The organism is Citrobacter amalonaticus (assembly GCF_018323885.1).
GTDB lineage: Bacteria > Pseudomonadota > Gammaproteobacteria > Enterobacterales > Enterobacteriaceae > Citrobacter_A > Citrobacter_A amalonaticus.
In genome coordinates this window covers 316,105-339,114 of record NZ_AP024585.1, presented here as the reverse complement: position 1 = coordinate 339,114, position 23,010 = coordinate 316,105, and the positions used below count along the sequence as shown (strand labels likewise).

Sequence of the window (23,010 nt, the reverse complement as noted above, 5' to 3'; positions counted from 1 at the left end):
CCTGGTGCATAACTCTGAAATGATCCTCGTTTCGCCGGGAAAGGGGTAAACTTAAGAGAGACCTCAGTGGAGGAATGATGATGAAACGATACGTAATTTTGACAGCGCTACTGCCGTTTGCCTGTCTCGCACAGCCGATTAACACGCTGAACAATCCGAACCAGCCGGGCTATCAGATCCCCAGCCAGCAACGGATGCAGACGCAGATGCAGACGCAGCAGATCCAGCAGAAAGGAATGCTGAATCAGCAGTTAAAAACGCAGACGCAGCTTCAGCAGCAAAATCTGCAAACACAGATGAACAACAATCAGCAGCGGATCCAGCAGGGTCAGGTACGCGAGCAGCCGTTGCCCAATACCAACGGCGGCATGTTGAGCGGCGGTACGCGTCTGGAGAGCGGCCAGCAGCACATGCTACCGCCGCGGCAGAATGGCGATATGCTTAATCCGCAGCAGTAAAGTCCGGGCCAATCACGTCAATCGCATCCGTACAGATGCAGTCCACGCCCCAGCGTAGCAGTTCAGCCGCACGCTGGGGTTTGTTGACGGTGTAGACCAGAATATGTAATCCCGCCGCTTTAAGCTGTCTGACCCGCGCTTCATCCAGTAGCTTGTGATTCAGGTGAATCGACACGCACCCCAGGCGAGTGGTCAGTTCGCGCCAGTCATCACGCCACTCGTCAAGTAACAACCCTCGCGGCAGCTCTGGTACGGCGGCCTGCGCCGCTTCCAGCGCATCAATTTCAAATGACGACAGCAGCGGCGCAGTCATCCCCTGCCACAGCTCACGCGCGGCGAGAGCAATCACTTTCCCCGTCAGCGGTCCGGTTCCGGTAGTCGGTTTAATTTCGATATTGGCCATCAGGCCATGCTGGCGACAACGCGCGGCCACCTGCGAGAGCAACGGCAGCGGTTCGCCTTTAAACTCGCCGCTGTACCAGCCACCGGCATCCACCCGCAGCAAATCCTGCCAGTTGAGCTCTCCCGCCACGCCCCAGCCGTTGCTGGTGCGCTCAAGGTTATCGTCGTGCAGCAGGAAAATTTCCCCGTCCTTCGACAGCTTCGCGTCGAACTCGATCATGGTGTGCCCGTAATGCGCGCCGACGTCGATCGCCGCCAGCGTATTTTCCGGCGCCAGTTTACCGCCGCCGCGATGGGCGACGATGCGGGGATACGGCCAGTTACTCATACACGTTGTCCTGTTTCACCATCAAAAAGGTGCAAATGATTTTCCGGCAGATGCAGCCACAGCGTGCTGCCTGCCTTTGGGCGTTCCTGATGGGCCAGACGCACCACCAGTTTCTGATCGCCCCAGCGACCGTGCGCCAGATTATCGGCGCCCAACATCTCCAGCGTGTCCATCACCAGCGGCACACCGCCCTCCGCCTGGGAGCTTAGCGTAATATGTTCCGGGCGGATACCCAGCGTCATTTTTCGCCCGGCGTAGCCACGATAGTACCAATTGATGGGCAGCGCCATGCCGCTTTCCAGTTCGAAGTGCGTACCCGCATGGCTGATACGTCCTTCCAACAGGTTCATCGCCGGGCTGCCGATAAAGCTCGCCACAAAGCGGCTGGCCGGTTTTTCATAGACCTCTACCGGCGTGCCAATCTGCTCGGCAATACCTTTATTCATCACCATCACGCGCTGGGCGAGCGTCATCGCTTCGACCTGATCGTGGGTCACGTATAGCGAGGTGGTTTTCAGACGACGGTGCAGGTGCTGAAGCTCCAGACGCATCTGCACGCGCAGTTTGGCATCGAGGTTCGACAGCGGCTCATCAAACAGGAAAACCGCAGGGTCGCGCACAATGGCACGCCCCATCGCCACACGCTGGCGCTGACCGCCGGAGAGTTCGCGCGGACGACGTTTGAGCAGACCGTCCAGTTCGAGAATACGCGCCGCTTCTTTCACCCGCTGTTCGATGTGTCCCTTGCCCATCCCACGGATTTTCAGCCCCCACGCCATGTTCTCTTCCACGCTCATGTGCGGGTAGAGCGCATAGTTCTGGAAGACCATCGCGATGCCCCTGTCTTTCGGCTCCATTTCAGTCACGCGCTGACGGTCAATCCAGATATCGCCGCTGGTGACGTGCTCCAGCCCGGCCACCATCCGCAGAAGCGTTGATTTCCCGCAGCCGGACGGGCCGACCATCACAATGAACTCACCGTCCGCCACGTCCAGCGTCAGCGGTTGAATCACCTGGGTTTTGCCATCCCAGCTTTTGGTTACTGCCTGTAATTTTAAACCTGCCATCTTATTTCTCACTATCGACCAGGCCGCGGACAAACGCGCGCTGCATGGCTAAAACAATGACTACGGGTGGGATAAGGGTGAGCAGCATTGCCGCCATCACCTGATTCCACAAGGTGGTGCCTTCGCCGGTGGCAATCATGCCTTTGATCCCCGCCACGGCAGTCCCCAGATTGACGTCGGTAATAATCAGCAACGGCCACAGATACTGGTTCCAGCCGTAGATAAAGGTGATGACGAACAGCGCCGCCAGATTGGTTTTCGACAACGGCAGCACGATGTCGCGGAAAAATCTCATCGGCGAAGCGCCATCAATGCGCGCCGCTTCGATCAGCTCATCCGGCAGGGTCATAAAGAACTGGCGGAACAGAAAAGTGGCGGTCGCCGATGCCATCAGCGGTAGCGTCAATCCTGCGTAACTGTCGAGCATATTCAAATTGACAATCACTTCCACCGTCGGGAAAATACGCACTTCGACCGGCAGCATCAGGGTGATAAAAATCATCCAGAAGAACAGGTTACGCAGCGGAAAACGAAACCAGACGATAGCAAAGGCAGAAAGCATCGAGACCGCGATTTTCCCCACCGTAATGCCAAACGCCATGATGAAGCTGTTGAGCATCATCAGCCAGAACGGCGCGCTGTTCACACCGACGCCGTTGGCCCAGATGTTTTTCATGTTTTCCAGCAGATGCGTACCAGGGATAAGCGTCATCGGCGTTTCAAACACCGCGTTGTTGTCCAGCGTCGCCGCGACAAACGCGACGTACAGCGGGAACAAAATTACGACAATCCCCAGAATCAGCATGGTGTGGCTGAATATTGTCAGCCCGCGACGGTTCTCAATCATTGGTAACGCACCTTACTTTCCACATAGCGGAACTGCACCACCGTCAGAATGATGACGAGGAACATCAGTACCACCGACTGCGCGGCGGACGCAGAGAGATCCAGCCCGGCAAACCCTTCACGATAGATCTTATAAATCAGCGTCGTAGTAGCCTGAACCGGGCCGCCTGCGGTCGCGGCATCGATCACCGGGAACGTATCGAAGAAGGCGTAGACCAGATTGACCACCAGCAGGAAGAAACTCACCGGCGCGATCAGCGGTAACGCCAGCCTGAAAAAGCGACGAACAGGCCCTGCGCCATCGATCGCGGCGGCTTCAACCAGCGAACGTGGGATCGATTGCAACGCGGCAAAGAAGAAAAGGAAGTTGTAACTAATCTGCTTCCAGACGGAGGCAAAAACTACCAGGAACATCGCCTGCCCGCTGTTCTGTGCATGGTTCCAGTCATAACCAAACTGCTCAAGGAAGTGGGTAATTAGCCCACGTCCTGGGTTAAACAGGAAAATCCACAGCACGGCGGCTACCGCAGGCGCCACGGCATAGGGCAGTAGCATCAGCGTCTGATACAGACGACTGCCGCGCACGACGTAATCCACCAGCGCTGCGAAGAACAACGATACCAGCAGGCCGCTGAAGGTCACCAGCGCGCTGAATTTGATCGTCGTCCAGAAAGCGTCGAGATAGTAGCGGTCATGAAACAGCGTGACGAAATTATCCAGTCCCACGAACTGACTGGAAAGCCCAAACGGATCGACGCTTAGTAGCGAGTACCACAACGCTTCGCCTGCAGGCCAGATAAAGAAAATAACGGTGATCGCCAGCTGTGGCGCAACCAGCAAATAAGGCAGCCAACGCGAGCGAAACACCGGACGGGATGATGACATTGAGATTTGATTCCTGAACAATGCCGGGTGGCGGCTACACCTTACCCGGCCTGCATGTAGTTCGTTTTAGGCCCGGATCGCTACGCGCCACCGGGCAAGTCACAGATTACGATTTGGTCGACTGCTCAAAGCGGCGCAGCAACTGATTACCACGTTCTACCGCAGAGTCCAGCGCCTGCTGTGGCGTTTTTTTGCCGGTCCACACGCTTTCCAGTTCTTCATCAACGATGGTGCGAATCTGCGGCATATTGCCCAGTCGCAGCCCTTTGGTGAACGGCAACGGCGGTTTGTTCAGCATCTGACGGATCGCAATGTCTGCCCCGGGATTCTTGTCATAGAAGCCCTGCTCACGAGTCAGGTCATAAGCCGCTTTGGTGATCGGCAGATAACCGGTTTTCTGATGCCATTCGGCCGCATTTTCCGGTTTTGCCAGGAAGTCGAGGAACTCGGCCACGCCTTTGTAGGTGTCGCTGTCTTTGCCCTGCATTACCCACAGGCTCGCGCCGCCGATGATGGCGTTCTGCGGTGCGCCTTTGGCGTCCGCATCGTAAGGCATCATGCCTACGCCATAGTTGAATTTGGCGTAATGACGGATATCTGCAAGCGAACCGGACGAGGCGGTGGTAATGGCGCAGTCACCGTTGTAGAACTTCTCGGTGGATTCGTCTTTACGTCCGAAGTAGCTGAAGTCGCCCTTCTTGTTCAGATCGGCAAGCAGCGCGATGTGTTTTACCTGTTCTGGCTTGTTGAACTCCAGCACCGCATCAGTGCCGTCGAAGCCATTGTTCTGGGTCGCCACCGGCAAACCGTGCCAGGCGCTGAAGTTTTCAATCTGGATCCACCCCTGCCAGCCGCTGGCGTAGCCACACTTCATCCCTGCGGCTTTCAGCTTCGCGGTGTAATCCGCCAGATCCTGCCAGGTTTTCGGCGGCTGCTCCGGATCTAAGCCCGCTTTTTTGAAGGCGTCTTTGTTGTAGTACAGCACCGGCGTAGAGCTGTTAAATGGCTGAGACAACAGATGCCCGGATTTCGAATCGGTGTAGTAACCGGAAACGGTCGGAACAAACTGTGACTCGTCGAAGTTGATGCCCGCATCCTTGAACACTTCGTAAACCGGTTTAATCGCTTTTGAGGCCATCATCGTCGCGGTGCCGACTTCATAAACCTGCAGCAGCGCCGGTGCATTTCCGGTACGGAACGCGGCGATACCGGCGCTCAGGCTCTGCTCGTAGTTACCTTTGTACACCGGCACAATCTTGTAATCCGGGTGGGTGTCGTTGAAACGTTGCGCCAGGGAGTCAACTTCTTTACCCAACTCCCCTTCCATGGAATGCCAGAATGGAATGGTGGTAACGGCCATTGCGTTTGTCGCAAAAGCCAGACCAACCGCCAGACCCAAAGCTGTGTGTCGTAACGATGTCATTGTCATCATCTCTCTTATTGTGCCGGATGCGCGAAATCACGCGTTTTATGCTCGCGAGGTAACATGACATGCGCGAATGACAGAAAGATAACCGTCAGATGACGAAGCGGTGACAGCCAGGCTTCAGGTGAATGACGTTTCAGTGGCAAGAAAACAAAAAAAGCCGGGTGGCGGCTTCGCCTTACCCGGCCTGCATCAGGTGTAAATATCGAATGTCGTGTAGGCCGGATAAGACGCCATGCGCCGCCATCAGGCATCACAAACCGCTTAACCGCCTAAATACGCGCTGCGTACCGCTTCGTTTGCCAGCAATGCGTCGCCGGTGTCTTCGAGAACGACATGACCGTTCTCCAGCACGTAGCCACGATCGGCCAGCTTCAGCGCCTGATTAGCGTTCTGCTCAACGAGGAAGATGGTCATTCCCTGCTCGCGCAGTTGTTCGATAGTGTCGAAGATCTGCTGGATGATAATCGGCGCCAGCCCCAGAGATGGCTCATCAAGCAGCAGCAGGCGCGGTTCACTCATCAGCGCACGACCAATCGCCAACATCTGCTGTTCACCGCCGGACATGGTGCCCGCACGCTGAATACGACGCTCATGCAGACGCGGGAACAATTCGTATACCCACTTGATGCGTGCCTGAAACTGATCGCGCTCGGCAAAAAAACCGCCCATCGCCAGATTCTCTTCCACCGTCATGCGGGAAAACACGCGACGCCCTTCCGGAACGATCGCCACCGCTTCACGCATGATTTTCGCCGTTTGCCAGTCGGTAATGTCTTTGTCATCAAACACAATCCGACCGCTGGTCGCACGCGGATCGCCGCACAGCGTGCCGAGTAGCGTGGTTTTTCCCGCGCCGTTGGCACCAATCAAGGTCACAATTTCTCCCTGATTGATGTGCAGGCTCACCTCGTGCAGCGCCTGAATTTTGCCGTAGTGGGCACTGACTTTGTCAAAGGACAACATGACTTTTTCCATCTTATGCCTCACCAAGGTATGCACGGATCACGTCCGGGTTATTTCGAATCTGTTCCGGCGTCCCGTTCGCCAGCGGCGTGCCCTGGTTCACCACGTAAATACGGTCGGAAATCCCCATTACCAACTTCATATCGTGTTCAATCAGCAGAATGGTGGTGTTGTGATGGTTGCGCAGTTCGGCAATCAGCTCGTCCAGCTCTTTGGTCTCTTTCGGGTTAAGACCCGCAGCCGGTTCATCCAGCATCAAAATTTCTGGCTGCGTCACCATACAGCGGGCGATCTCCAGACGGCGCTGGTCGCCATAAGCCAGGTTACTGGCCTGACGGTTCGCATGCTCCAGCAGCCCGATACGCTCAAGCCAGGTGGCCGCGCGATCCAGCGCTTCGCTCTGCGCCCGACGAAACGCCGGGGTTTTCAGCAGACCGGAAAACACGCCTGTTTTCAGTTGCTGATGCTGTGCCACCAGCAGGTTTTCAATCACCGTCATTTCGCGAAACAGACGCACGTGCTGGAAAGTTCGCACCACGCCCATCCGGGCAATTTGTTGCCCCGGCAGCCCTTCAAGGTGCTGATCGCGAAGCTTAATGGTGCCACCCGTCGGCTTATAAAAACCGGTCAGGCAGTTAAACACCGTGGTTTTACCGGCGCCGTTCGGCCCAATCAGCGACACAATTTCTTGCGGATGCAGCTCCAGTTCAACGTTGTTCACCGCCAGCAGACCGCCGAAGCGCATCATCAGGCCGTTAACCGATAATAATGGCTGACTCATGCCTGCTCTCCTTTCGCTTCCCCGTTTTTCAGTTTCAACTGTGGACGGGTCATCGGCAGCAAGCCCTGCGGACGCCAGATCATCATCAGTACCATCAAACCACCCAGCATTAACATGCTGTATTCGTTGAAATCACGCATCAGTTCACGCGACACCACCAACAGAATGGCTGCGAGGATTACCGCAAACTGCGACCCCATCCCGCCGAGCACTACGATCGCCAGCACAAACGCCGATTCGGCAAAGGTGAACGATTCAGGGCTGACAAACCCCTGACGCGCCGCAAACAGCGTACCGGCGAAACCGGCAAACGCGGCGCTGATGGTAAAGGCGGTCAGTTTGATGCGCGTGGGGCTCAGACCCAGAGAGCGACAGGCGATCTCATCTTCACGCAGCGCTTCCCACGCTCGTCCCAGCGGCATGCGCAGCAGACGGTTAATCACAAACAGGCTCAGCACCACCAGCAGCAGCGCGACCAGATAGAGGAAAATCACGCGATCGGACGGATCGTATTTCACATTGAAGAAGTTGCTGAAGGTATCCCAGCCGCCTTCACGTGCGCTGCGGCTGAACTCGAGACCGAACAGCGTCGGTTTCGGGATCTGGCTGATGCCGTTCGGACCGCCAGTGATTTCAGTATTGTTGAGCAGCAGAATACGGACGATCTCACCAAATCCCAGGGTGACGATTGCCAGGTAGTCGCCACGCAGACGCAGCACCGGGAAGCCCAGCAGGAAACCCGCCGCCGCTGCGACCAGTCCCGCCAGCGGCAAGCAGGTCCAGAAGCCGAGACCGTAATAGTGGTTCAGCAGCGCAAAAGTGTACGCGCCAATTGCGTAGAAACCGCCGTAGCCTAATACCAACAGGCCGGAAAGCCCGACGACAACGTTCAGCCCCAGGCCGAGAATGATATAAATCATGGTCAGCGTGGCGATATCCACCGTGCCGCGCGAGACCATAAACGGCCACGCCACGGCAATCACCAGCAGCGCAATCAGGAACAGCTTCTGCTTTACGGTTGAGCCATCAATCGCTGGCAAAATAAACTTCGGCCCGGAGACGCTTTTCAGGCTCTTCTGGAATACCGGACGCAGCATCTGGAAGAAAAAGACCACGGCAGTGCCGATAAACACCCACTGCCAGCGGATGTCGGCAGCGGTGTCCACCACCAGTTTGGTGCCATCCAGTTCCAGTTGAACGCCCATAAAGACGCCCGCCAGCACGAAGAACATCGCGGCAGAGAGCAGCGCCATCGCAAAATGCATCGGTTTCATACTTTCTCTACCTCCGGACGGCCCAGAATCCCGGTCGGCATCACCAGCAGTACCAGAATCAACAGGGCGAACGACACCACGTCTTTGTATTCCGTACTCAGATAAGCAGAAGAAAGCGCTTCCGCGACGCCCAGAATCAGGCCGCCGATCATCGCGCCTGGAATGCTGCCGATCCCGCCAAGCACCGCTGCGGTAAAGGCTTTCATCCCGGCCATAAAGCCGATATAGGGGTTGATCACCCCGTAGAATTGCCCGAGCAGCACGCCGGCCACTGCCGCCATCGCTGCGCCAATCACAAAGGTCAACGCAATCACGCGGTCCGTGTTAATCCCGAGCAGGCTGGCCATTTTCAGGTCTTCCGCACAAGCACGGCAGGCACGTCCCATGCGGGAGTAACGGATAAAAATGGTCAGTGCCAGCATCGCCAGGAAGGTCACAACCCAGATGACCAGTTGCATGGTGGTGATCGATGCGGAGAAGTTTTCGCTGGCCCCCACGACCCATTGCCCGTTGAACAGGCTGGGCAGCGCCACGTCACGTGAACCTTCCGTCAGGCTGACGTAGTTTTGCAGGAAGATAGACATCCCAATCGCGGAGATCAGCGCAATCAGACGTTTGGAATTCCGGACGGGCCGATACGCCACCCGCTCAATGCTCCAGCCGTAGGCGCTGGCAATGATAATCGCCCCAATGAATCCGGCCGCCACCAGCAACCAACTGGTATCGATCCCCATCATCATGAGTGCCGCGATAATCATAAAAGAGACATAGCTACTGATCATGTATACCTCGCCGTGGGCGAAGTTGATCATGCCGATAATGCCGTACACCATGGTGTAACCGATGGCGATCAGCGCATAGGTGCTTCCCAGCGTGACGCCGTTAAACATCTGCTGCAAAAAGTACAGGAACTGCTCGGACATAAAAAAACCTTTCTATTTCCGCCCGTGTGAACGGGCGGTGGGATAATTATTTGGCTGCCGTGGATGACCCATCGGCGTGCCACTGGAAGACACCAAATTCAAATCCCTTTAGATCGCCTTTTTCATCCCATTTCAGCGGCCCAATGACGGTATCAGCACCGTTTGCTTTTAAATCTTTCACCAGATCCAGCGGCGCTTTGCTGTCAGAACGGTCCATTGCCGTTGCCAGTGACTGCACAGCAGCGTAGGTGATCCACACATACGGACCAGTCGGATCTTTTTTATCGGCTTTCAGCGCATCAACAATTGCTTTGTTGGCCGGATCCTGGTCATAGCGTTTTGGCATGGTGACCAGCATGCCTTCAGCTGCTTCACCGGCGATATTCGACAGCGATGCATTGCCCACGCCTTCCGGCCCCATGAACATGGTTTTCAGCCCGACGGAGCGCGCCTGGCGCAGCATCTGCCCCATTTCCGGGTAGTAGCCGCCGTAGTACACAAAGTCGATGTTCTCTTTTTTCAGGCGCGCAAGCAGCGCGGAGAAATCTTTCTCACCTGCTGTGATGCCATCAAAGAAGACGATATTGGCGTTTGCCGCTTTCAGCGCATCCTGAACAGAGCGCGCCAGGCCTTCACCGTACTGCTGTTTGTCGTGAATGATGGCGATGCGCTGCGGTTTTACGCTCTCAAGAATGTATTTTGCTGCGGTCGGTCCCTGAGAAGAGTCCAGTCCGGCGGTACGCATGATGTGCGCGTAGCCGCGCTGCGTCAGTTCCGGGTTGGTCGCACCAGGCGAGATCATCAGAATGCCTTCATCTTCGTAAATATCCGACGCAGGCTGAGTCGAAGAGGAGCAGAGGTGACCAATCACATACTGAATACCGTCGTTGACGATTTTGTTCGCCACCGCCACGGCCTGTTTTGGATCGCAGGCGTCGTCATATTCCACAGCGACCAGCTTGTCGCCGTTGATGCCGCCTTTGGCGTTGATGTCTTTGATGGCCTGACGCGCGCCGTTAAATTCCATGTCGCCCCACTGCGCCACTGGACCCGACATCGCGCCGACAACAGCAACTTTAATATCCTCTGCCATTGCCGCCTGTGACATCGCCAGTGCAATCACCCCTGCGATGACCGTTTTCGCATTCCGTTTCATTTACTGAATCCCCATTCGTGATGTACTTATTTTCTATTTATATGGTTAAAAAGCAGACTGTGCTTTTTTTGCACTACACTATTTTTACCAGTCTGATTAATGGTTTAGCGCAGTATTTTCCGCAAATACAGCGTAAAACCTCTATTTTTCAGTCTATTAAGAACAGATAATATTCTGCTTTTCACCATAGATAAACAAAAAAAAGCACACTTGTCAGCATAAAATAACGGGACAATGAGCCGAATAAAACACTACCTTCCAGGGTATTATCCTGCCTGTTTTTCATTCTCTGATGTTTCGAACTGAGGTTCTGACCGTCATAAAATTAATCACCTGCCAAATGATTTAAAAAAGAGAAAGCGTCCGGTTGAATTATTTCGGTACACTTGCACTCTCTTTTGTGATTTGGACATGCTGTCGATGAAGCTGACCATCATTCGTTTAGAACACTTTAGCGATCAGGATCTGATCGACTTGGGCAAAATCTGGCCGGAGTATTCCGCCGCCTCTTTAAGCGTAGATGAAACGCACCGGATCTACGCGGCACGATTTAATGAGCGGTTGTTAGGCGCCGTAAGGGTCACCCTGAGCGGCACTCAGGGCGCGCTGGATTCGCTGCGCATCCGTGACGTCACGCGGCGTCGGGGGGTGGGAAAATATCTGGTGGAAGAAGTGATCCATGATAATCCGAACGTCTCCTCCTGGTGGATGGCGGATGTCGGCGTGGAAGACCGGGGCGTCATGGCGGCGTTTATGCAGGTACTGGGCTTCACCGCACAGCAAAACGGCTGGGAAAAACGTTAAAAAAGCCGGGTGGCGGCTTCGCCTTACCCGGCTGGCTATATTCTCTGCTGCCTTTTCCCAAGAATTTCGTGTTGCAGGAAGGCGGCAAGGGATGACATCCCCGGAAGCTTACCGACGTAAGTGACCGGGGTTGAATAACACAGCCAATGCACCTGCAATGCGCAAAGGCGCCGTGGAAATTACTTCGCGTCGGTCGCCGTGCCGTTGGCATGCCAGTCGAAGACGCCGAATTCAAAGCCTTTCAAGTCACCCTTCTCATCCCACGACAGCGGTCCCATGACGGTATCCACGGAGTTCGCTTTCAGCCAGGTGGCGATTTCAGCCGGATCGGCTGACTGGTTCAGGCCCGCCTGCAAAGATTGCAGCGCGGCGTAGGTGGTCCACACGAACGCCCCGCTCGGATCTTGTTTTTTCGCCTTGATCGCATCAACGATAGGTTTGTTCGCAGGTACCTGGTCGTAGTTCTTCGGTTTGGTCACCAGCAGACCTTCGGCCGATTCACCGGCGATGTTAGACAGGGAAACGTTGGCTACCCCTTCAGGACCCATGAACTGCGTTTTCAGACCCGCAGCACGTGCCTGACGCAGGATCTGCCCCATTTCCGGGTGATAACCGCCGTAGTAAACGAAGTCGATATTCTCTTTCTTCAGACGCGCCACCAGCGTGGAGAAGTCTTTCTCACCGGCGGTGATACCGTCAAAGAACACCACGTTAGCGTTGCCCTTCTTCAGATTTTCCTGCACGGCACGCGCCAGACCTTCACCGTACTGTTGTTTGTCGTGAACGATCGCGATGCGCTGCGGCTTCACTTTTTCCAGAATGTATTTCGCGGCGGTCGGCCCCTGGTCTGAGTCCAGGCCCGTGGTGCGCAGCACCAGCTTGTAGCCGCGAGAGGTCAGCTCCGGTGCCGTTGCCGCCGGGGTGATCATCAGAATGCCTTCGTCTTCGTAGATGTCAGACGCGGGCTGAGTGGAAGAGGAACACAGGTGGCCGATAACGTATTTGATGCCGTCATTAATCACTTTGTTGGCGACTGCGACCGCTTGTTTCGGGTCACAGGCATCATCATATTTTACGATCTGCAGTTTTTCGCCTTTGATTCCGCCTTTGGCATTAATGTCTGCAACCGCTTGTTCTGCGCCAGTAAACTCCTGGTCGCCGTACTGGGCTACCGGACCGGACATCGCACCGACAACAGCGACTTTAATATCGGCCTGAGCCATTGTGCTGAATGCCAACGCGATACATCCTGCCAGTAACGCTTTACCCTTCATATTCATCCTGACCTTCCCCATTCTTATGGTTATTACGACTATTGTGATGTTGTTGTGTAGCGCTTTATTTCGATTATAGGTGTGCAGCTCGCGCATTTTCAGCACACTCTGCTAAAACATACCCCATTTTTATAGTTTTGGAATAGCTAATTTCATATTCAAATAATAAGTGAACGACATAGCGTCGTGCCGCCCGGTAATGGACGGCACAGGTTTATCGTGTCAGCGAGTGGGTGATAATGCCGAGCGCCTGACGAAATTGCGCGTCAGGGATGGTGAGCGGATAAAGAAAACGGATGACGTTGCCATACACGCCGCAACTCAGTAGCAGAAGTCCTTCCTGCAAGGCGCGATCCTGCACCTGCCGCGTGAATTCCGGGGAAGGTTTTCCGCTATGCGGATCGTTGAATTCTACCGCCACCATCGACCCCTGCGCGCGAATATCGGCAATAAACGGGCAGTCCGCTTTTGCCTGGTTCAACGCCTCGACCAGCGTCGTGCCCAATGTAGCGGCGCGGGCGCAGAGCTGTTCTTCATCAATCACATCCAGCACCGCGTGTGCCGCAGCAACCGCCAGCGGGTTACCGGCATACGTTCCCCCCAGACCACCAGGCGCAGGGGCATCCATCACTTCGGAACGGCCAGCGACCGCAGAGAGCGGCATACCGCCTGCCAGGCTTTTCGCCATCGTCATCAGATCAGGCTGTACGCCATGATGCTCCATCGCAAACAGTTTGCCGGTACGGGCAAAGCCGGTTTGCACCTCATCGGCGATCAACAAGATACCGTGGGTATCGCACAACGCCCGCAGCGCCTGCATGAACTCCGTTGGCGCAATATTAAAACCCCCTTCGCCCTGAACCGGTTCAAGAATGATGGCGGCAACCTGATCTGGCGCGATATCGGCTTTGAAAATGCGCTCCAGACTTTGCAGCGCATCGGCAGTGCTCACACCATGTAACGCATTAGGGTACTGAGCGTGATAAACCGAACCAGGGAACGGGCCAAAACCGATTTTGTAAGGTGCCACTTTACCGGTCAGCGCCATCGTCATGAAAGTCCGCCCGTGGAAAGCGCCGCCAAAGGTAATGAGCCCGGGTCGTTTGGTATATGCGCGGGCAATCTTCACTGCGTTTTCCACCGCTTCTGCCCCGGTGGAGAAGAATGCCGTCTTCACCGGCCCGTCAATCGGCACACGTTTATTGATACGTTCCGCCAGTCGGACATAGCTTTCGTAGGGAACAATCTGGTAAGCGGTATGAGTAAAAGACTGGAGCTGTTTTTCGATGGCGGCGATGATTTTTGGGTGACGATGCCCGGTATTCAGCACCGCAATACCAGCGGTAAAATCGATCACCTCACGGCCTTCCACATCCCACAATGTTGCGTTTTCCGCCCTCTCAGCGTAAAAGCCACACATCACGCCGATCCCGCGCGGCGTCGCCTGCAAACGCCGTTCATTCAGTTCGTTATTCTTCATTTTCTTCCCCTAAGATGCGCACAACCCATCGGTAAGTGTTTGCCAGGGGGGAGGAATTCGCCAGATCAGGCGCTAAAAAAACAAAAACCCCGGACAGTTATCCAGGGTTTTAGCGGGGGCTTCGCGGGAGTTACGCTTCGATAGCGGCGCGAAGTTTTTTCATGGCGTTCTTTTCAAGCTGACGCACACGTTCTGCGGAAACACCGTAGCGATCGGCCAGTTCCTGCAGCGTAGATTTGTTATCTTCGTCCAGCCAGCGGGCGCGGATAATATCCTGGCTACGCTCGTCGAGACCTTCCATCGCATGGGTCAGTTTGTTGGCAGCCTGATCTTCCCAGTTATCCTCTTCAATGCCGTCGGCAAAGTTAGAGGTTTTATCCTGCAGATACAGGACGGGTGCCATCGGCTGGCTGTCGGACTCATCGTCCGGGGACATATCAAACGTCATGTCCTGCGCCGCCATACGAGATTCCATCTCGCGGACGTCTTTACTGGAAACACCCAGCTCACGCGCCACCATTTCCACTTCATCCTGATTAAACCAGCCCAGACGCTGCTTGGTTTTACGCAGATTAAAGAACAGCTTACGCTGTGCTTTAGTGGTCGCCACTTTCACGATACGCCAGTTACGCAGGACATATTCGTGGATCTCAGCTTTAATCCAGTGCACGGCGAAGGAAACCAGGCGCACACCCACTTCCGGGTTGAAACGGCGCACGGCTTTCATCAGGCCGATATTCCCTTCCTGAATGAGATCCGCCTGCGGCAGGCCATAGCCCGCATAGTTACGAGCAACATGAACAACAAAGCGCAGGTGAGACAGGATCAGCGTCTTAGCTGCTTCCAGATCGCCCTGGTAATGCAGCTTTTCAGCCAGTGCCCGTTCCTCGTCAGCCGACAACATCGGCCACGCGTTCGCAGCCCGGATGTAAGACTCCAGGTTACCAACAGGGGCTAAAGCTAAATTTTGCATTTCTTTGGTCATTCAAATCCTCTCAATTTTTATCGTCTGGCACCACAGCGATAGATATCAGCAACAACCGTGCCAGCGTTAATGAGCAACGAGATTAGCATTCACTCTTTTATCAGACCGTGATTTTATCCACAAGTTCAATGCAACGTTGTGTATAAATTACGCACAAATTGTGACATGAAGATGAAAAGTGGGGAAGAGACAACAGAAACTCTTTCCCTGCGAACGGAAACCCATTGCAGGGAAAGATTATATCACGGTTTTTTTAATCAGGAGTAAAGTGACGTAAATGTTGAACCGTCGCGAGCCACGCCGCCACCCAGCCGATCATCGAGCAAACCAGCAGCAGTAACAGGCACTCATCGAACGATAAGCCATTGAGATCAAACTTCGTTCCGAAAACTTGCGCCACTTCCGTGACCGCCGACGACAGTCGTAACACCAAAATTTCTGACAAAATCAGTGAAAGAAATGCGCCAGAAAAACCGAGCAATGCGCCGCCGTACAAGAACGGACGCAGGATAAATCCATCCGTCGCACCAATCAGTTTTTGCACGTTAATCGTATCGCGACGGGCAAAGATGCTCAGCCGCACGCTGTTACCAATGACGAGGAAGACGGCGGCAACCATCAGCACACCAATCATCGCCGACACTCGCCCGACCAGACCGGTCAGCGCCGCCAGACGGGCAAACCAGCTGTCGTCCATCCGCACTTCATCAATCCCGTTAATACGAGAGACGCGGTCGCGCAGCGTATTCAGCGAATCGGTGCTCTGGAAGTCGAGTTTCGGGATCACCACCGCCACCGCAGGCAAGGGATTCTCTTCCAGCATATCCAGCGCGCCGCCGAAACCGGACCAGTTGCGGAATTCGCCGAGGGCATCTTCACGAGAAAGGTAATTCACCTTCTCCACACCCTGCTCAGCCTGCAACTGGGCGACGACGCCTGCCGCCGCATCATCATCCAGCGTTTTTTGCAGATAAACGGTGATCTGCGGAGACGGGTAATACTGCGTCGCTGCCTGGTTAACGTTTTTATAGACCATGTAGCAGACGCTCGGCAGAGTCAGGGAGATGGCAATCACCATCACCGTCAGAAACGTCGCCAGCGGTTTGCTTTTCAGATCCTGTAACGCTCCCTGGAACGCATAGCGCACCTGCTCGTTAAAGACGTTGGTTTTACGTGAGTTCGGCTTTGGCGACGGTTTCGCCCGCTTCGGCGCGTTACGTCCACCGTCACCGGAGGAGCCGCCGGAACGACGAAAACGGTCCAGCCGTCCGCCGAACTGTTTGATTTGATTGATAGCGTCGCGCTTATTCACGGGCTTCGCCTCCATGCAAATGGCCATCACTCAGGGTAAGCATACGGTACGACCGACGGGAAATGAGCCCGATGTCGTGCGTCGCCATCAGCACCGTCACCCCGACGCGGTTAAACTCTTCGAACAGACGCAGAATCCCTTCCGACAGCGCGTCATCCAGGTTACCGGTCGGTTCATCCGCCAGCAGTACCGCTGGCTTGTTCACCACCGCACGGGCGATCCCGACACGCTGCTGTTCACCCCCGGAGAGCTGAATCGGGAAGTTTTTCGCTTTGTCCAGCAGTCCAACCTTGTCCAGCGCCGCCGATACGCGACGACGAATATCATCCCCGCTGGCACCGGCGATAATCAGCGGGATCGCCACATTGTCGAATACCGTTCGGTCCATCAACAGGTGGTGATCCTGGAAAATCATGCCGATCTGACGACGCAAAAACGGCACTTCACGGTTTTTCAGTCGCGTGATGTCATGCCCACTGAAGAGGATTTTCCCGGCGCTGGGCCGCTCAATCCCACAGATAAGCTTCAGCAGGGTACTTTTCCCCGCGCCGGAGTGGCCGGTCAGAAACGCCATCTCGCCCGGCTGCATATGGAATGTGACCCCTTGCAGCGCTTGTCTCCCACCGAGATAGGCCTTGCTGACATGTTCAAAGCGAATCATTGTTAATCCTCTCGGGCAAAAAGTGCCTCTATAAAATCGTCCGCCTTAAACGGACGTAAATCCTCGATACGTTCGCCCACACCAATATAGCGGATAGGGATGCCAAACTGATCGGCCACCGAGAAGATCACCCCACCTTTCGCCGTACCGTCCAGCTTGGTCAGGGTAATACCGGTCAGGCCCACCGCTTCATGGAACAGTTTGGCCTGGCTTATCGCATTCTGCCCGGTGCTGGCGTCAAGCGTCAGCATAACTTCATGCGGCGCGTCTTCGTCCAGTTTCTTCATCACGCGAACGATTTTTTTCAGTTCTTCCATCAGGTGCGATTTGTTTTGCAGACGACCTGCGGTATCGGCAATCAGCACATCAATGTGGCGTGCCTTCGCGGCCTGAATGGCGTCGAAGATAACGGAAGCGGAATCCGCGCCGGTATGCTGGGCAATCACCGGAATATTGTTACGCTGACCCCAGACCTGCAACTGTTCGACCGCTGCGGCGCGGAACGTATCGCCCGCCGCCAGCATCACGGACTTCCCTTGCTGTTCAAACTGGCGCGCCAGCTTACCGATGGTGGTGGTTTTCCCCACCCCATTCACGCCGACCATCAGAATAACAAACGGCGTTTTACCTTCAACGTTCAGCGGTTCATCGACTTTCGCCAGAATCTCGCCCATCTCGTCTTTCAGCAGTCCGTACAGCGCTTCAGCATCTTTAAGCTGTTTGCGGCTGGCGCCTTCCGTCAGATTGGCGATGATTTTGCGCGTGGTTTCCACGCCCACATCGGCAATCAGCAGTTGTTCCTCCAGCTCTTCAAACAGATCATCGTCGATTTTTTTACCACGGAACAGACTGATAAATCCGGAACCGAGGTTTTCTTTGGTTTTCAGTAAGCTGCGTTTCAGGCGCGCGAAAAAACCTTCTTTGGTCGGTTTTTCCTGTTCCTGAATCATCTCTTCGACCGGCGCGTCTTTTTCCGCCAGCGGAACGATCATTTGCGCGTCTTCCGCCGCTTCCGCCGCCAGCGCTTGTGCTTCCAACTCTTCGTCGGTCAGTTCAGGTTCGTTTTGCGCCTCTTCTTCTACCGCTTCAACAATCTCAACGGTTTCCGCTTCGGCCTGCCACTCTTCGGCGGAGGTTTCCTCTTCGGCTTTCACCTCTTCCGGCAACGGCAGCTCTTCGTGCGCAACGGCAATCTGCGGCTCAACCTGCGCGTCAACATGCTCTTTCGCGACAGCGGGTTCTACTGACTGGATGGTTTCGATTTCCTGAACCTGTTCCGTCACCTCAACCACTTCCTCAGCAAAGGCTTCAGCCTCTTCTTTGCTGTGAAGCGGCGCTTGCGCTTCTACGTCAGCCGCCGTTTCAACGGGTTCGTCGGACGGTAATTGCGCTTCAACACCCTGCTGATCTTCGGTTTTTTGTTCTTGTTCCTGCTCTTTTTCACCAAAGCCCAGCCAGGAAAAGAAGCCACGTTTTTTCTGTTTTGCCATCTGCGATTACGCTCCTGGGGACTCATTCTCTTGCCGCTTTGAGGCATCCTGAATGATTTTGTGTATAGACGCTAAAAAAAATGATGAAATAGTCTATCACTTTACTTAATCCACATCACCGCCTGGAATCATCTGCACGCGGCGGTTTGAGCAACAGAAATGAAAAAAACGAATCACTCAGGTAGCGGCCAAATCCGCATTATTGGCGGACAATGGCGCGGCCGCAAACTCCCGGTCCCCGATAGCCCTGGTCTCCGTCCGACAACGGATCGCGTGCGTGAAACGCTGTTTAACTGGCTGGCACCGGTGATAGTAGAAGCCCAATGTCTGGACTGTTTTGCCGGAAGCGGCGCACTGGGGCTGGAAGCACTATCACGCTATGCCGCTGGCGCCACGCTGCTGGAGAGGGATCGCGCAGTCTCTCAGCAGTTACAAAAGAACCTGGCTACGCTGAAAGCAGGGAATGCAAAAGTCGTTAACACGGATACCCTGACATTCCTGACGCAGTCAGGCACGCCGCATAACGTGGTATTTGTCGATCCGCCGTTTCGTAAAGGGTTACTGGAAGAAACTTTAAACCTGCTGGAAACTCACGGCTGGCTGGCGGATGTTGCCTGGATTTATGTGGAAAGCGAAGTGGAAAACGGTCTGCCGACCGTGCCGACGAACTGGTCATTGTACCGGGAAAAAATCGCCGGGCAGGTCGCGTACCGTTTGTATCAACGCGAAGCACAAGGAGAAAGCGATGCTGATTAATCTTGGTCGACTACTGATGCTCGGCGTGTGGACATTCTTATTGTTAAACCTGGTGCAACCCTTCCCGCGACCGCTCAACATCTTCGTTAACGTCGCCCTCGTGTTTATGGTACTGATGCACGGCATGCAGCTGGCGCTACTGAAGTCCACCCTGCCCAAAGACGGACCGCAAATGACCACCGGCGAGAAAGTCCGTATTTTCCTGTTTGGCGTGTTTGAGCTGCTGGTCTGGCAGAAGAAGTTTAACGTTAAAAAGTAATACGGCATGAAGGTGCCGGATAGCGCTTCGCTTATCCGGCTTACCCAGGTGAGCGGTTTCCCGTCTTATGGCTGAGCAACAAACTCGACGAAGCGCGACCCTTTGTAGCTTAGCGTCCCTTTATCCCCCACCGTCAGCGCATGATACTGACGCGCCTCCAGGCGGAAGGTCTTTTCCAGCCCGCCGTTCTGTGGTTTAAAGCTCACCTCATAGCGCATACTGGTTCCCGCTGGCGTGACCTGCTGCTGTCGGGAACGTCGGTCGTTGATGGGCTTTTCACGTTTATTGCTGACCACCATTTGCGCCTGACGAAGCGGTGCCGCATCGTCATCGGCTTTTTCCCGCCGCTGCTGCATAAAGCGGAATGAGGCGGCAACGATAATTAACACAATGATAATAATGAAGAAAAGTGGCGGCTTACTCATATTGATAACCCATCAGAAAATGCGGAAATAAGCATACCCTGCCCGTTATGGTGTTGTCATCAGGCGGTCGCGGCCTCTACACTGAACATCAGGGTTGTGAGCATACCGCTTACGAAAAAATAACGAATTCAAGGAACTATGATGCTTTGGTCGTTTATCGCTGTCTGCCTTTCCGCATGGTTATTTGTGGATGCCTCCTACCGTGGACCCGCCTGGCAACGCTGGGTCTTTAAACCCGTCACCTTATTACTCCTGCTGTTACTGGCCTGGCAGGCGCCGATGTTCAACGCCGTGAGCTATCTGGTGCTGGCCGGTCTTTGCGCCTCACTGGTTGGCGATGCGCTAACATTATTGCCGCGTCAGCGACTGCTCTATGCGATTGGCGCCTTTTTCCTCTCGCACCTGTTGTACACCATCTATTTTGCCAGCCAGATGACGCTCTCTTTCTTCTGGCCGCTACCGCTGGTGCTGATGGTGCTGGGCGCGCTGCTGATTGCGGTGATCTGGACACGCCTTGAAGAACTGCGCTGGCCGGTGTGTACCTTTATCGCCATGACGCTGGTGATGGTCTGGTTAGCCGGTGAGCTGTGGTTTTTCCGCCCCACCGCACCTGCGCTGTCGGCGTTTTTGGGCGCGTCGCTGCTGTTCATTGGCAACATCGTCTGGCTGGGCAGTCATTACCGCTGTCGTTTCCGCGCGGACAACGCTATCGCCGCCGCCTGCTACTTTGCCGGACACTTCCTGATCGTCCGCTCGCTTTATCTCTAATAACGCTTGACTCTGGAGTCGACTCCAGAGTGTATCCTCCGGTTAATGAGAAAATTATCATCAACCGGAGGATGCCATGTCGATACCTGCTCACAATGGCAAAAAAGCCCCACAATTTTCATCTTTCAAGCCAGCTCCCACGCCGCAGAAGCCCGATGACTGCTGCTGCGAAGGCGCATGCTCAGCCCCTGAACCTGTTGTTGAAACGGTAAAAGGCACCCGCTATAGCTGGAAAGTATCCGGGATGGACTGCGCCGCCTGCGCCCGCAAAGTAGAAAACGCGGTGCGCCAGGTCAGCGGCGTCAACCAGGTTCAGGTGCTGTTTGCCACCGAGAAACTGGTCGTCGACAGCAACGGCGATCTACGCCAGCAAATCGAGCATGCGGTGCAAAAAGCGGGTTACACCCTACGCGATGAACAGGCGAAGGAAGAAACGCCTGAATCCCGCTTTAAAGAGAACCTGCCGCTGCTCACGCTTCTCGTCATGATGGCGCTCAGTTGGGGGCTGGAGCAGTTCAACCATCCGTTCGGCCAACTGGCATTTATCGCCACGACGCTGGTCGGCCTGTTCCCGATTGCCCGCCAGGCGCTACGGCTGATAAAAACCGGCAGTTGGTTTGCCATTGAAACGCTGATGAGCGTCGCGGCTATCGGGGCGCTGTTCATCGGTGCCACAGCAGAAGCGGCGATGGTATTGCTGCTGTTCCTGATTGGCGAACGCCTCGAAGGCTGGGCCGCCAGTCGCGCCCGCAAAGGGGTCAGCGCGCTGATGGCGCTGAAACCGGAAACCGCGACACGTCTGCGCGACGGCGTACGCGAAGAGGTGGCGATCAACACGCTGCAACCGGGCGACATCATTGAAGTCGCTGCCGGGGGACGTCTCCCTGCCGACGGTAAACTGGTCTCTGGTTTTGCCAGTTTTGATGAGAGTGCGTTGACGGGAGAATCGATCCCGGTGGAACGCGCCACCGGTGAAAAAGTCCCGGCGGGGGCGACCAGCGTGGACCGTCTCGTCACGCTGGAAGTGCTCTCTGAACCGGGTGCCAGCGCGATTGACCGCATTCTGAAGTTAATCGAAGAGGCCGAGGAGCGTCGTGCGCCAATCGAGCGTTTTATCGACCGCTTCAGCCGAATTTATACGCCGGCGATTATGGCCATCGCCCTGCTGGTGACGCTCGTCCCGCCGCTGCTGTTCGCGGGATCCTGGCAGGAGTGGATTTATAAAGGGTTAACGCTGCTGCTAATCGGCTGTCCGTGTGCGCTGGTCATCTCTACACCGGCAGCCATCACTTCTGGACTGGCGGCAGCAGCTCGTCGCGGGGCATTGATTAAAGGCGGCGCGGCGCTGGAACAGTTGGGCCGTATCACCCAGGTCGCCTTTGATAAAACCGGGACGTTGACCGTCGGGAAACCGCGCGTCACGGCAATTCATCCGGCCACCGGCGTCAGTGAGTCTGAACTGCTGGCGCTGGCAGCGGCTGTCGAGCAAGGCGCAACGCATCCACTGGCGCAGGCCATTGTGCGCGAAGCACAAACCGCAGGGCTGACGATCCCATCCGCCGAGGGGCAACGGGCGCTGGTAGGGTCAGGGATTGAAGCGCAGGTGAATGGCGAAAGCGTTCTGATTTGCGCTGCCGGGAAACGTCCTGCCGACGCCTTTGCCGGAGAGATTAACCAGCTTGAAAGCGCCGGGCAGACGGTCGTTCTGGTCCTGCGCAATGAGACCGTGATCGGCGTCATCGCCCTGCAGGATACGCTACGCGACGATGCCCGTTCCGCCATCCGCGAACTGAATGCGCTGGGCGTGAACGGCGTGATCCTGACTGGCGATAACCCGCGCGCGGCAGCCGCCATTGCTGGCGAGCTGGGTCTGACGTATAACGCCGGGCTGCTACCGGAAGATAAAGTGAAGGCGGTCACCACGCTCAATCAACAGTCGCCGCTGGCAATGGTGGGGGATGGCATTAACGATGCGCCGGCGATGAAGGCCGCCGCTATCGGGATCGCGATGGGTAGCGGCACCGATGTGGCGCTGGAAACGGCGGACGCCGCACTGACGCATAACCGCCTTACCGGGCTGGTGCAGATGATCCAACTGGCGCGTGCGACCCACGCCAATATCCGTCAGAACATCACCATTGCGCTGGGACTGAAGGGGATATTTCTTGTCACCACGCTGCTCGGAATGACCGGTCTGTGGCTGGCGGTGCTGGCGGATACCGGGGCAACGGTGCTGGTTACCGCTAACGCGCTGCGGTTGTTACGTAAAGGGTAACGTGTTTTT

Annotated in this window: 23 protein-coding genes; 6 read left to right on the top strand and 17 right to left on the bottom strand. The window is 55.5% G+C overall.

Going from position 1 to position 23,010, the window contains the following annotated elements; translation table 11 throughout:
* Nucleotides 1-80 precede the first annotated feature (80 nt).
* On the top strand, nucleotides 81-458 hold the full coding sequence (locus KI228_RS01610; RefSeq protein WP_042998465.1) for a DUF2756 family protein: 378 nt from the start codon (nucleotides 81-83) through the stop codon (nucleotides 456-458).
* Here KI228_RS01610 and ugpQ read toward each other — a convergent pair.
* The 10 genes from ugpQ to livK form a co-directional block, all read right to left on the bottom strand.
* Nucleotides 442-1,188 (bottom strand): glycerophosphodiester phosphodiesterase, encoded by a 747-nt coding sequence (gene ugpQ / locus KI228_RS01605; protein WP_061069315.1) that lies wholly within the window; start codon nucleotides 1,186-1,188, stop codon nucleotides 442-444. The genes KI228_RS01610 and ugpQ overlap by 17 nt on opposite strands.
* Nucleotides 1,185-2,255: a sn-glycerol-3-phosphate import ATP-binding protein UgpC gene (locus KI228_RS01600; RefSeq protein WP_042998467.1), complete on the bottom strand. Its 1,071-nt coding sequence runs from the start codon at nucleotides 2,253-2,255 to the stop codon at nucleotides 1,185-1,187. Before KI228_RS01600 ends, ugpQ begins: the two co-directional genes overlap by 4 nt.
* 1 nt (nucleotide 2,256) lies before the next feature.
* On the bottom strand, nucleotides 2,257-3,102 hold the full coding sequence (gene ugpE / locus KI228_RS01595) for a sn-glycerol-3-phosphate ABC transporter permease UgpE (RefSeq protein ID WP_061069316.1): 846 nt from the start codon (nucleotides 3,100-3,102) through the stop codon (nucleotides 2,257-2,259).
* Nucleotides 3,099-3,986 (bottom strand): sn-glycerol-3-phosphate ABC transporter permease UgpA, encoded by an 888-nt coding sequence (gene ugpA / locus KI228_RS01590; protein ID WP_044327551.1) that lies wholly within the window; start codon nucleotides 3,984-3,986, stop codon nucleotides 3,099-3,101. Before ugpA ends, ugpE begins: the two co-directional genes overlap by 4 nt.
* 106 nt (nucleotides 3,987-4,092) lie before the next feature.
* Entirely contained in the window at nucleotides 4,093-5,409 is a 1,317-nt protein-coding gene (gene ugpB / locus KI228_RS01585; RefSeq protein WP_061069317.1) for a sn-glycerol-3-phosphate ABC transporter substrate-binding protein UgpB, read from the bottom strand.
* A gap of 267 nt (nucleotides 5,410-5,676) precedes the next feature.
* Nucleotides 5,677-6,390 carry a high-affinity branched-chain amino acid ABC transporter ATP-binding protein LivF gene (gene livF / locus KI228_RS01580; protein ID WP_044253570.1) on the bottom strand — a complete coding sequence of 238 codons (714 nt, stop codon included), beginning with the start codon at nucleotides 6,388-6,390 and terminating at the stop codon, nucleotides 5,677-5,679.
* Between the two features lies 1 nt (nucleotide 6,391).
* Nucleotides 6,392-7,159, bottom strand: coding sequence for a high-affinity branched-chain amino acid ABC transporter ATP-binding protein LivG (gene livG / locus KI228_RS01575; protein WP_042998472.1), 768 nt, complete (start codon nucleotides 7,157-7,159; stop codon nucleotides 6,392-6,394).
* Nucleotides 7,156-8,433, bottom strand: a complete 1,278-nt coding sequence (livM, locus tag KI228_RS01570; RefSeq protein ID WP_042998473.1) for a branched chain amino acid ABC transporter permease LivM — start codon at nucleotides 8,431-8,433, stop codon at nucleotides 7,156-7,158. The genes livG and livM overlap by 4 nt, the downstream gene beginning before the upstream one ends.
* A complete protein-coding gene (gene livH, locus KI228_RS01565) occupies nucleotides 8,430-9,356 on the bottom strand; it encodes a high-affinity branched-chain amino acid ABC transporter permease LivH (RefSeq protein ID WP_042998474.1) in 927 nt (308 codons plus the stop codon). Before livH ends, livM begins: the two co-directional genes overlap by 4 nt.
* A 46-nt stretch (nucleotides 9,357-9,402) precedes the next feature.
* The gene (livK, locus tag KI228_RS01560) at nucleotides 9,403-10,512 is read right to left on the bottom strand and encodes a high-affinity branched-chain amino acid ABC transporter substrate-binding protein LivK (RefSeq protein WP_044327808.1); all 1,110 of its coding nucleotides are present in this window, start codon (nucleotides 10,510-10,512) and stop codon (nucleotides 9,403-9,405) included.
* Nucleotides 10,513-10,932: 420 nt separating this feature from the next.
* Here livK and panM point away from each other — a divergent pair, with 420 nt between their 5' ends.
* On the top strand, nucleotides 10,933-11,316 hold the full coding sequence (gene panM, locus KI228_RS01555; RefSeq protein ID WP_044253808.1) for an aspartate 1-decarboxylase autocleavage activator PanM: 384 nt from the start codon (nucleotides 10,933-10,935) through the stop codon (nucleotides 11,314-11,316).
* Between the two features lie 179 nt (nucleotides 11,317-11,495).
* Here the strand turns inward: panM and livJ are convergent, their stop codons facing one another.
* The 6 genes from livJ to ftsY form a co-directional block, all read right to left on the bottom strand.
* A complete protein-coding gene (gene livJ, locus KI228_RS01550) occupies nucleotides 11,496-12,596 on the bottom strand; it encodes a branched chain amino acid ABC transporter substrate-binding protein LivJ (RefSeq protein WP_142764811.1) in 1,101 nt (366 codons plus the stop codon).
* A gap of 208 nt (nucleotides 12,597-12,804) precedes the next feature.
* Entirely contained in the window at nucleotides 12,805-14,070 is a 1,266-nt protein-coding gene (locus tag KI228_RS01545; protein ID WP_061069318.1) for a 4-aminobutyrate--2-oxoglutarate transaminase, read from the bottom strand.
* A gap of 130 nt (nucleotides 14,071-14,200) precedes the next feature.
* A complete protein-coding gene (gene rpoH, locus KI228_RS01540) occupies nucleotides 14,201-15,055 on the bottom strand; it encodes an RNA polymerase sigma factor RpoH (RefSeq protein ID WP_042998479.1) in 855 nt (284 codons plus the stop codon).
* A 253-nt stretch (nucleotides 15,056-15,308) separates the two neighbouring features.
* On the bottom strand, nucleotides 15,309-16,367 hold the full coding sequence (gene ftsX / locus KI228_RS01535; protein ID WP_042998480.1) for a permease-like cell division protein FtsX: 1,059 nt from the start codon (nucleotides 16,365-16,367) through the stop codon (nucleotides 15,309-15,311).
* Nucleotides 16,360-17,028, bottom strand: coding sequence for a cell division ATP-binding protein FtsE (ftsE, locus tag KI228_RS01530; protein WP_042998481.1), 669 nt, complete (start codon nucleotides 17,026-17,028; stop codon nucleotides 16,360-16,362). The genes ftsX and ftsE overlap by 8 nt, the downstream gene beginning before the upstream one ends.
* A gap of 2 nt (nucleotides 17,029-17,030) precedes the next feature.
* On the bottom strand, nucleotides 17,031-18,518 hold the full coding sequence (gene ftsY / locus KI228_RS01525; RefSeq protein WP_061069319.1) for a signal recognition particle-docking protein FtsY: 1,488 nt from the start codon (nucleotides 18,516-18,518) through the stop codon (nucleotides 17,031-17,033).
* A 159-nt stretch (nucleotides 18,519-18,677) separates the two neighbouring features.
* On the opposite strand from ftsY, the gene rsmD reads away from it, so the two are divergent.
* Together rsmD and KI228_RS01515 are read left to right on the top strand one after the other, a co-directional pair.
* The gene (gene rsmD, locus KI228_RS01520) at nucleotides 18,678-19,274 is read left to right on the top strand and encodes a 16S rRNA (guanine(966)-N(2))-methyltransferase (RefSeq protein ID WP_061069320.1); all 597 of its coding nucleotides are present in this window, start codon (nucleotides 18,678-18,680) and stop codon (nucleotides 19,272-19,274) included.
* Nucleotides 19,264-19,533 (top strand): DUF1145 family protein, encoded by a 270-nt coding sequence (locus KI228_RS01515; RefSeq protein WP_061069321.1) that lies wholly within the window; start codon nucleotides 19,264-19,266, stop codon nucleotides 19,531-19,533. The genes rsmD and KI228_RS01515 overlap by 11 nt, the downstream gene beginning before the upstream one ends.
* Before the next feature lie 65 nt (nucleotides 19,534-19,598).
* On the opposite strand, the gene KI228_RS01510 is transcribed toward KI228_RS01515, so the two are convergent.
* A complete protein-coding gene (locus KI228_RS01510; protein WP_061069322.1) occupies nucleotides 19,599-19,958 on the bottom strand; it encodes a DUF2500 domain-containing protein in 360 nt (119 codons plus the stop codon).
* Nucleotides 19,959-20,099: 141 nt separating this feature from the next.
* Between KI228_RS01510 and KI228_RS01505 the strand changes: the two genes are divergently transcribed.
* Together KI228_RS01505 and zntA are read left to right on the top strand one after the other, a co-directional pair.
* Nucleotides 20,100-20,726, top strand: coding sequence for a lysoplasmalogenase (locus tag KI228_RS01505; protein WP_044253586.1), 627 nt, complete (start codon nucleotides 20,100-20,102; stop codon nucleotides 20,724-20,726).
* 76 nt (nucleotides 20,727-20,802) lie between these two features.
* Complete coding sequence (gene zntA, locus KI228_RS01500; RefSeq protein WP_061069323.1) at nucleotides 20,803-23,001, top strand: Zn(II)/Cd(II)/Pb(II) translocating P-type ATPase ZntA; 2,199 nt, start codon at nucleotides 20,803-20,805, stop codon at nucleotides 22,999-23,001.
* Nucleotides 23,002-23,010 lie beyond the last annotated feature (9 nt).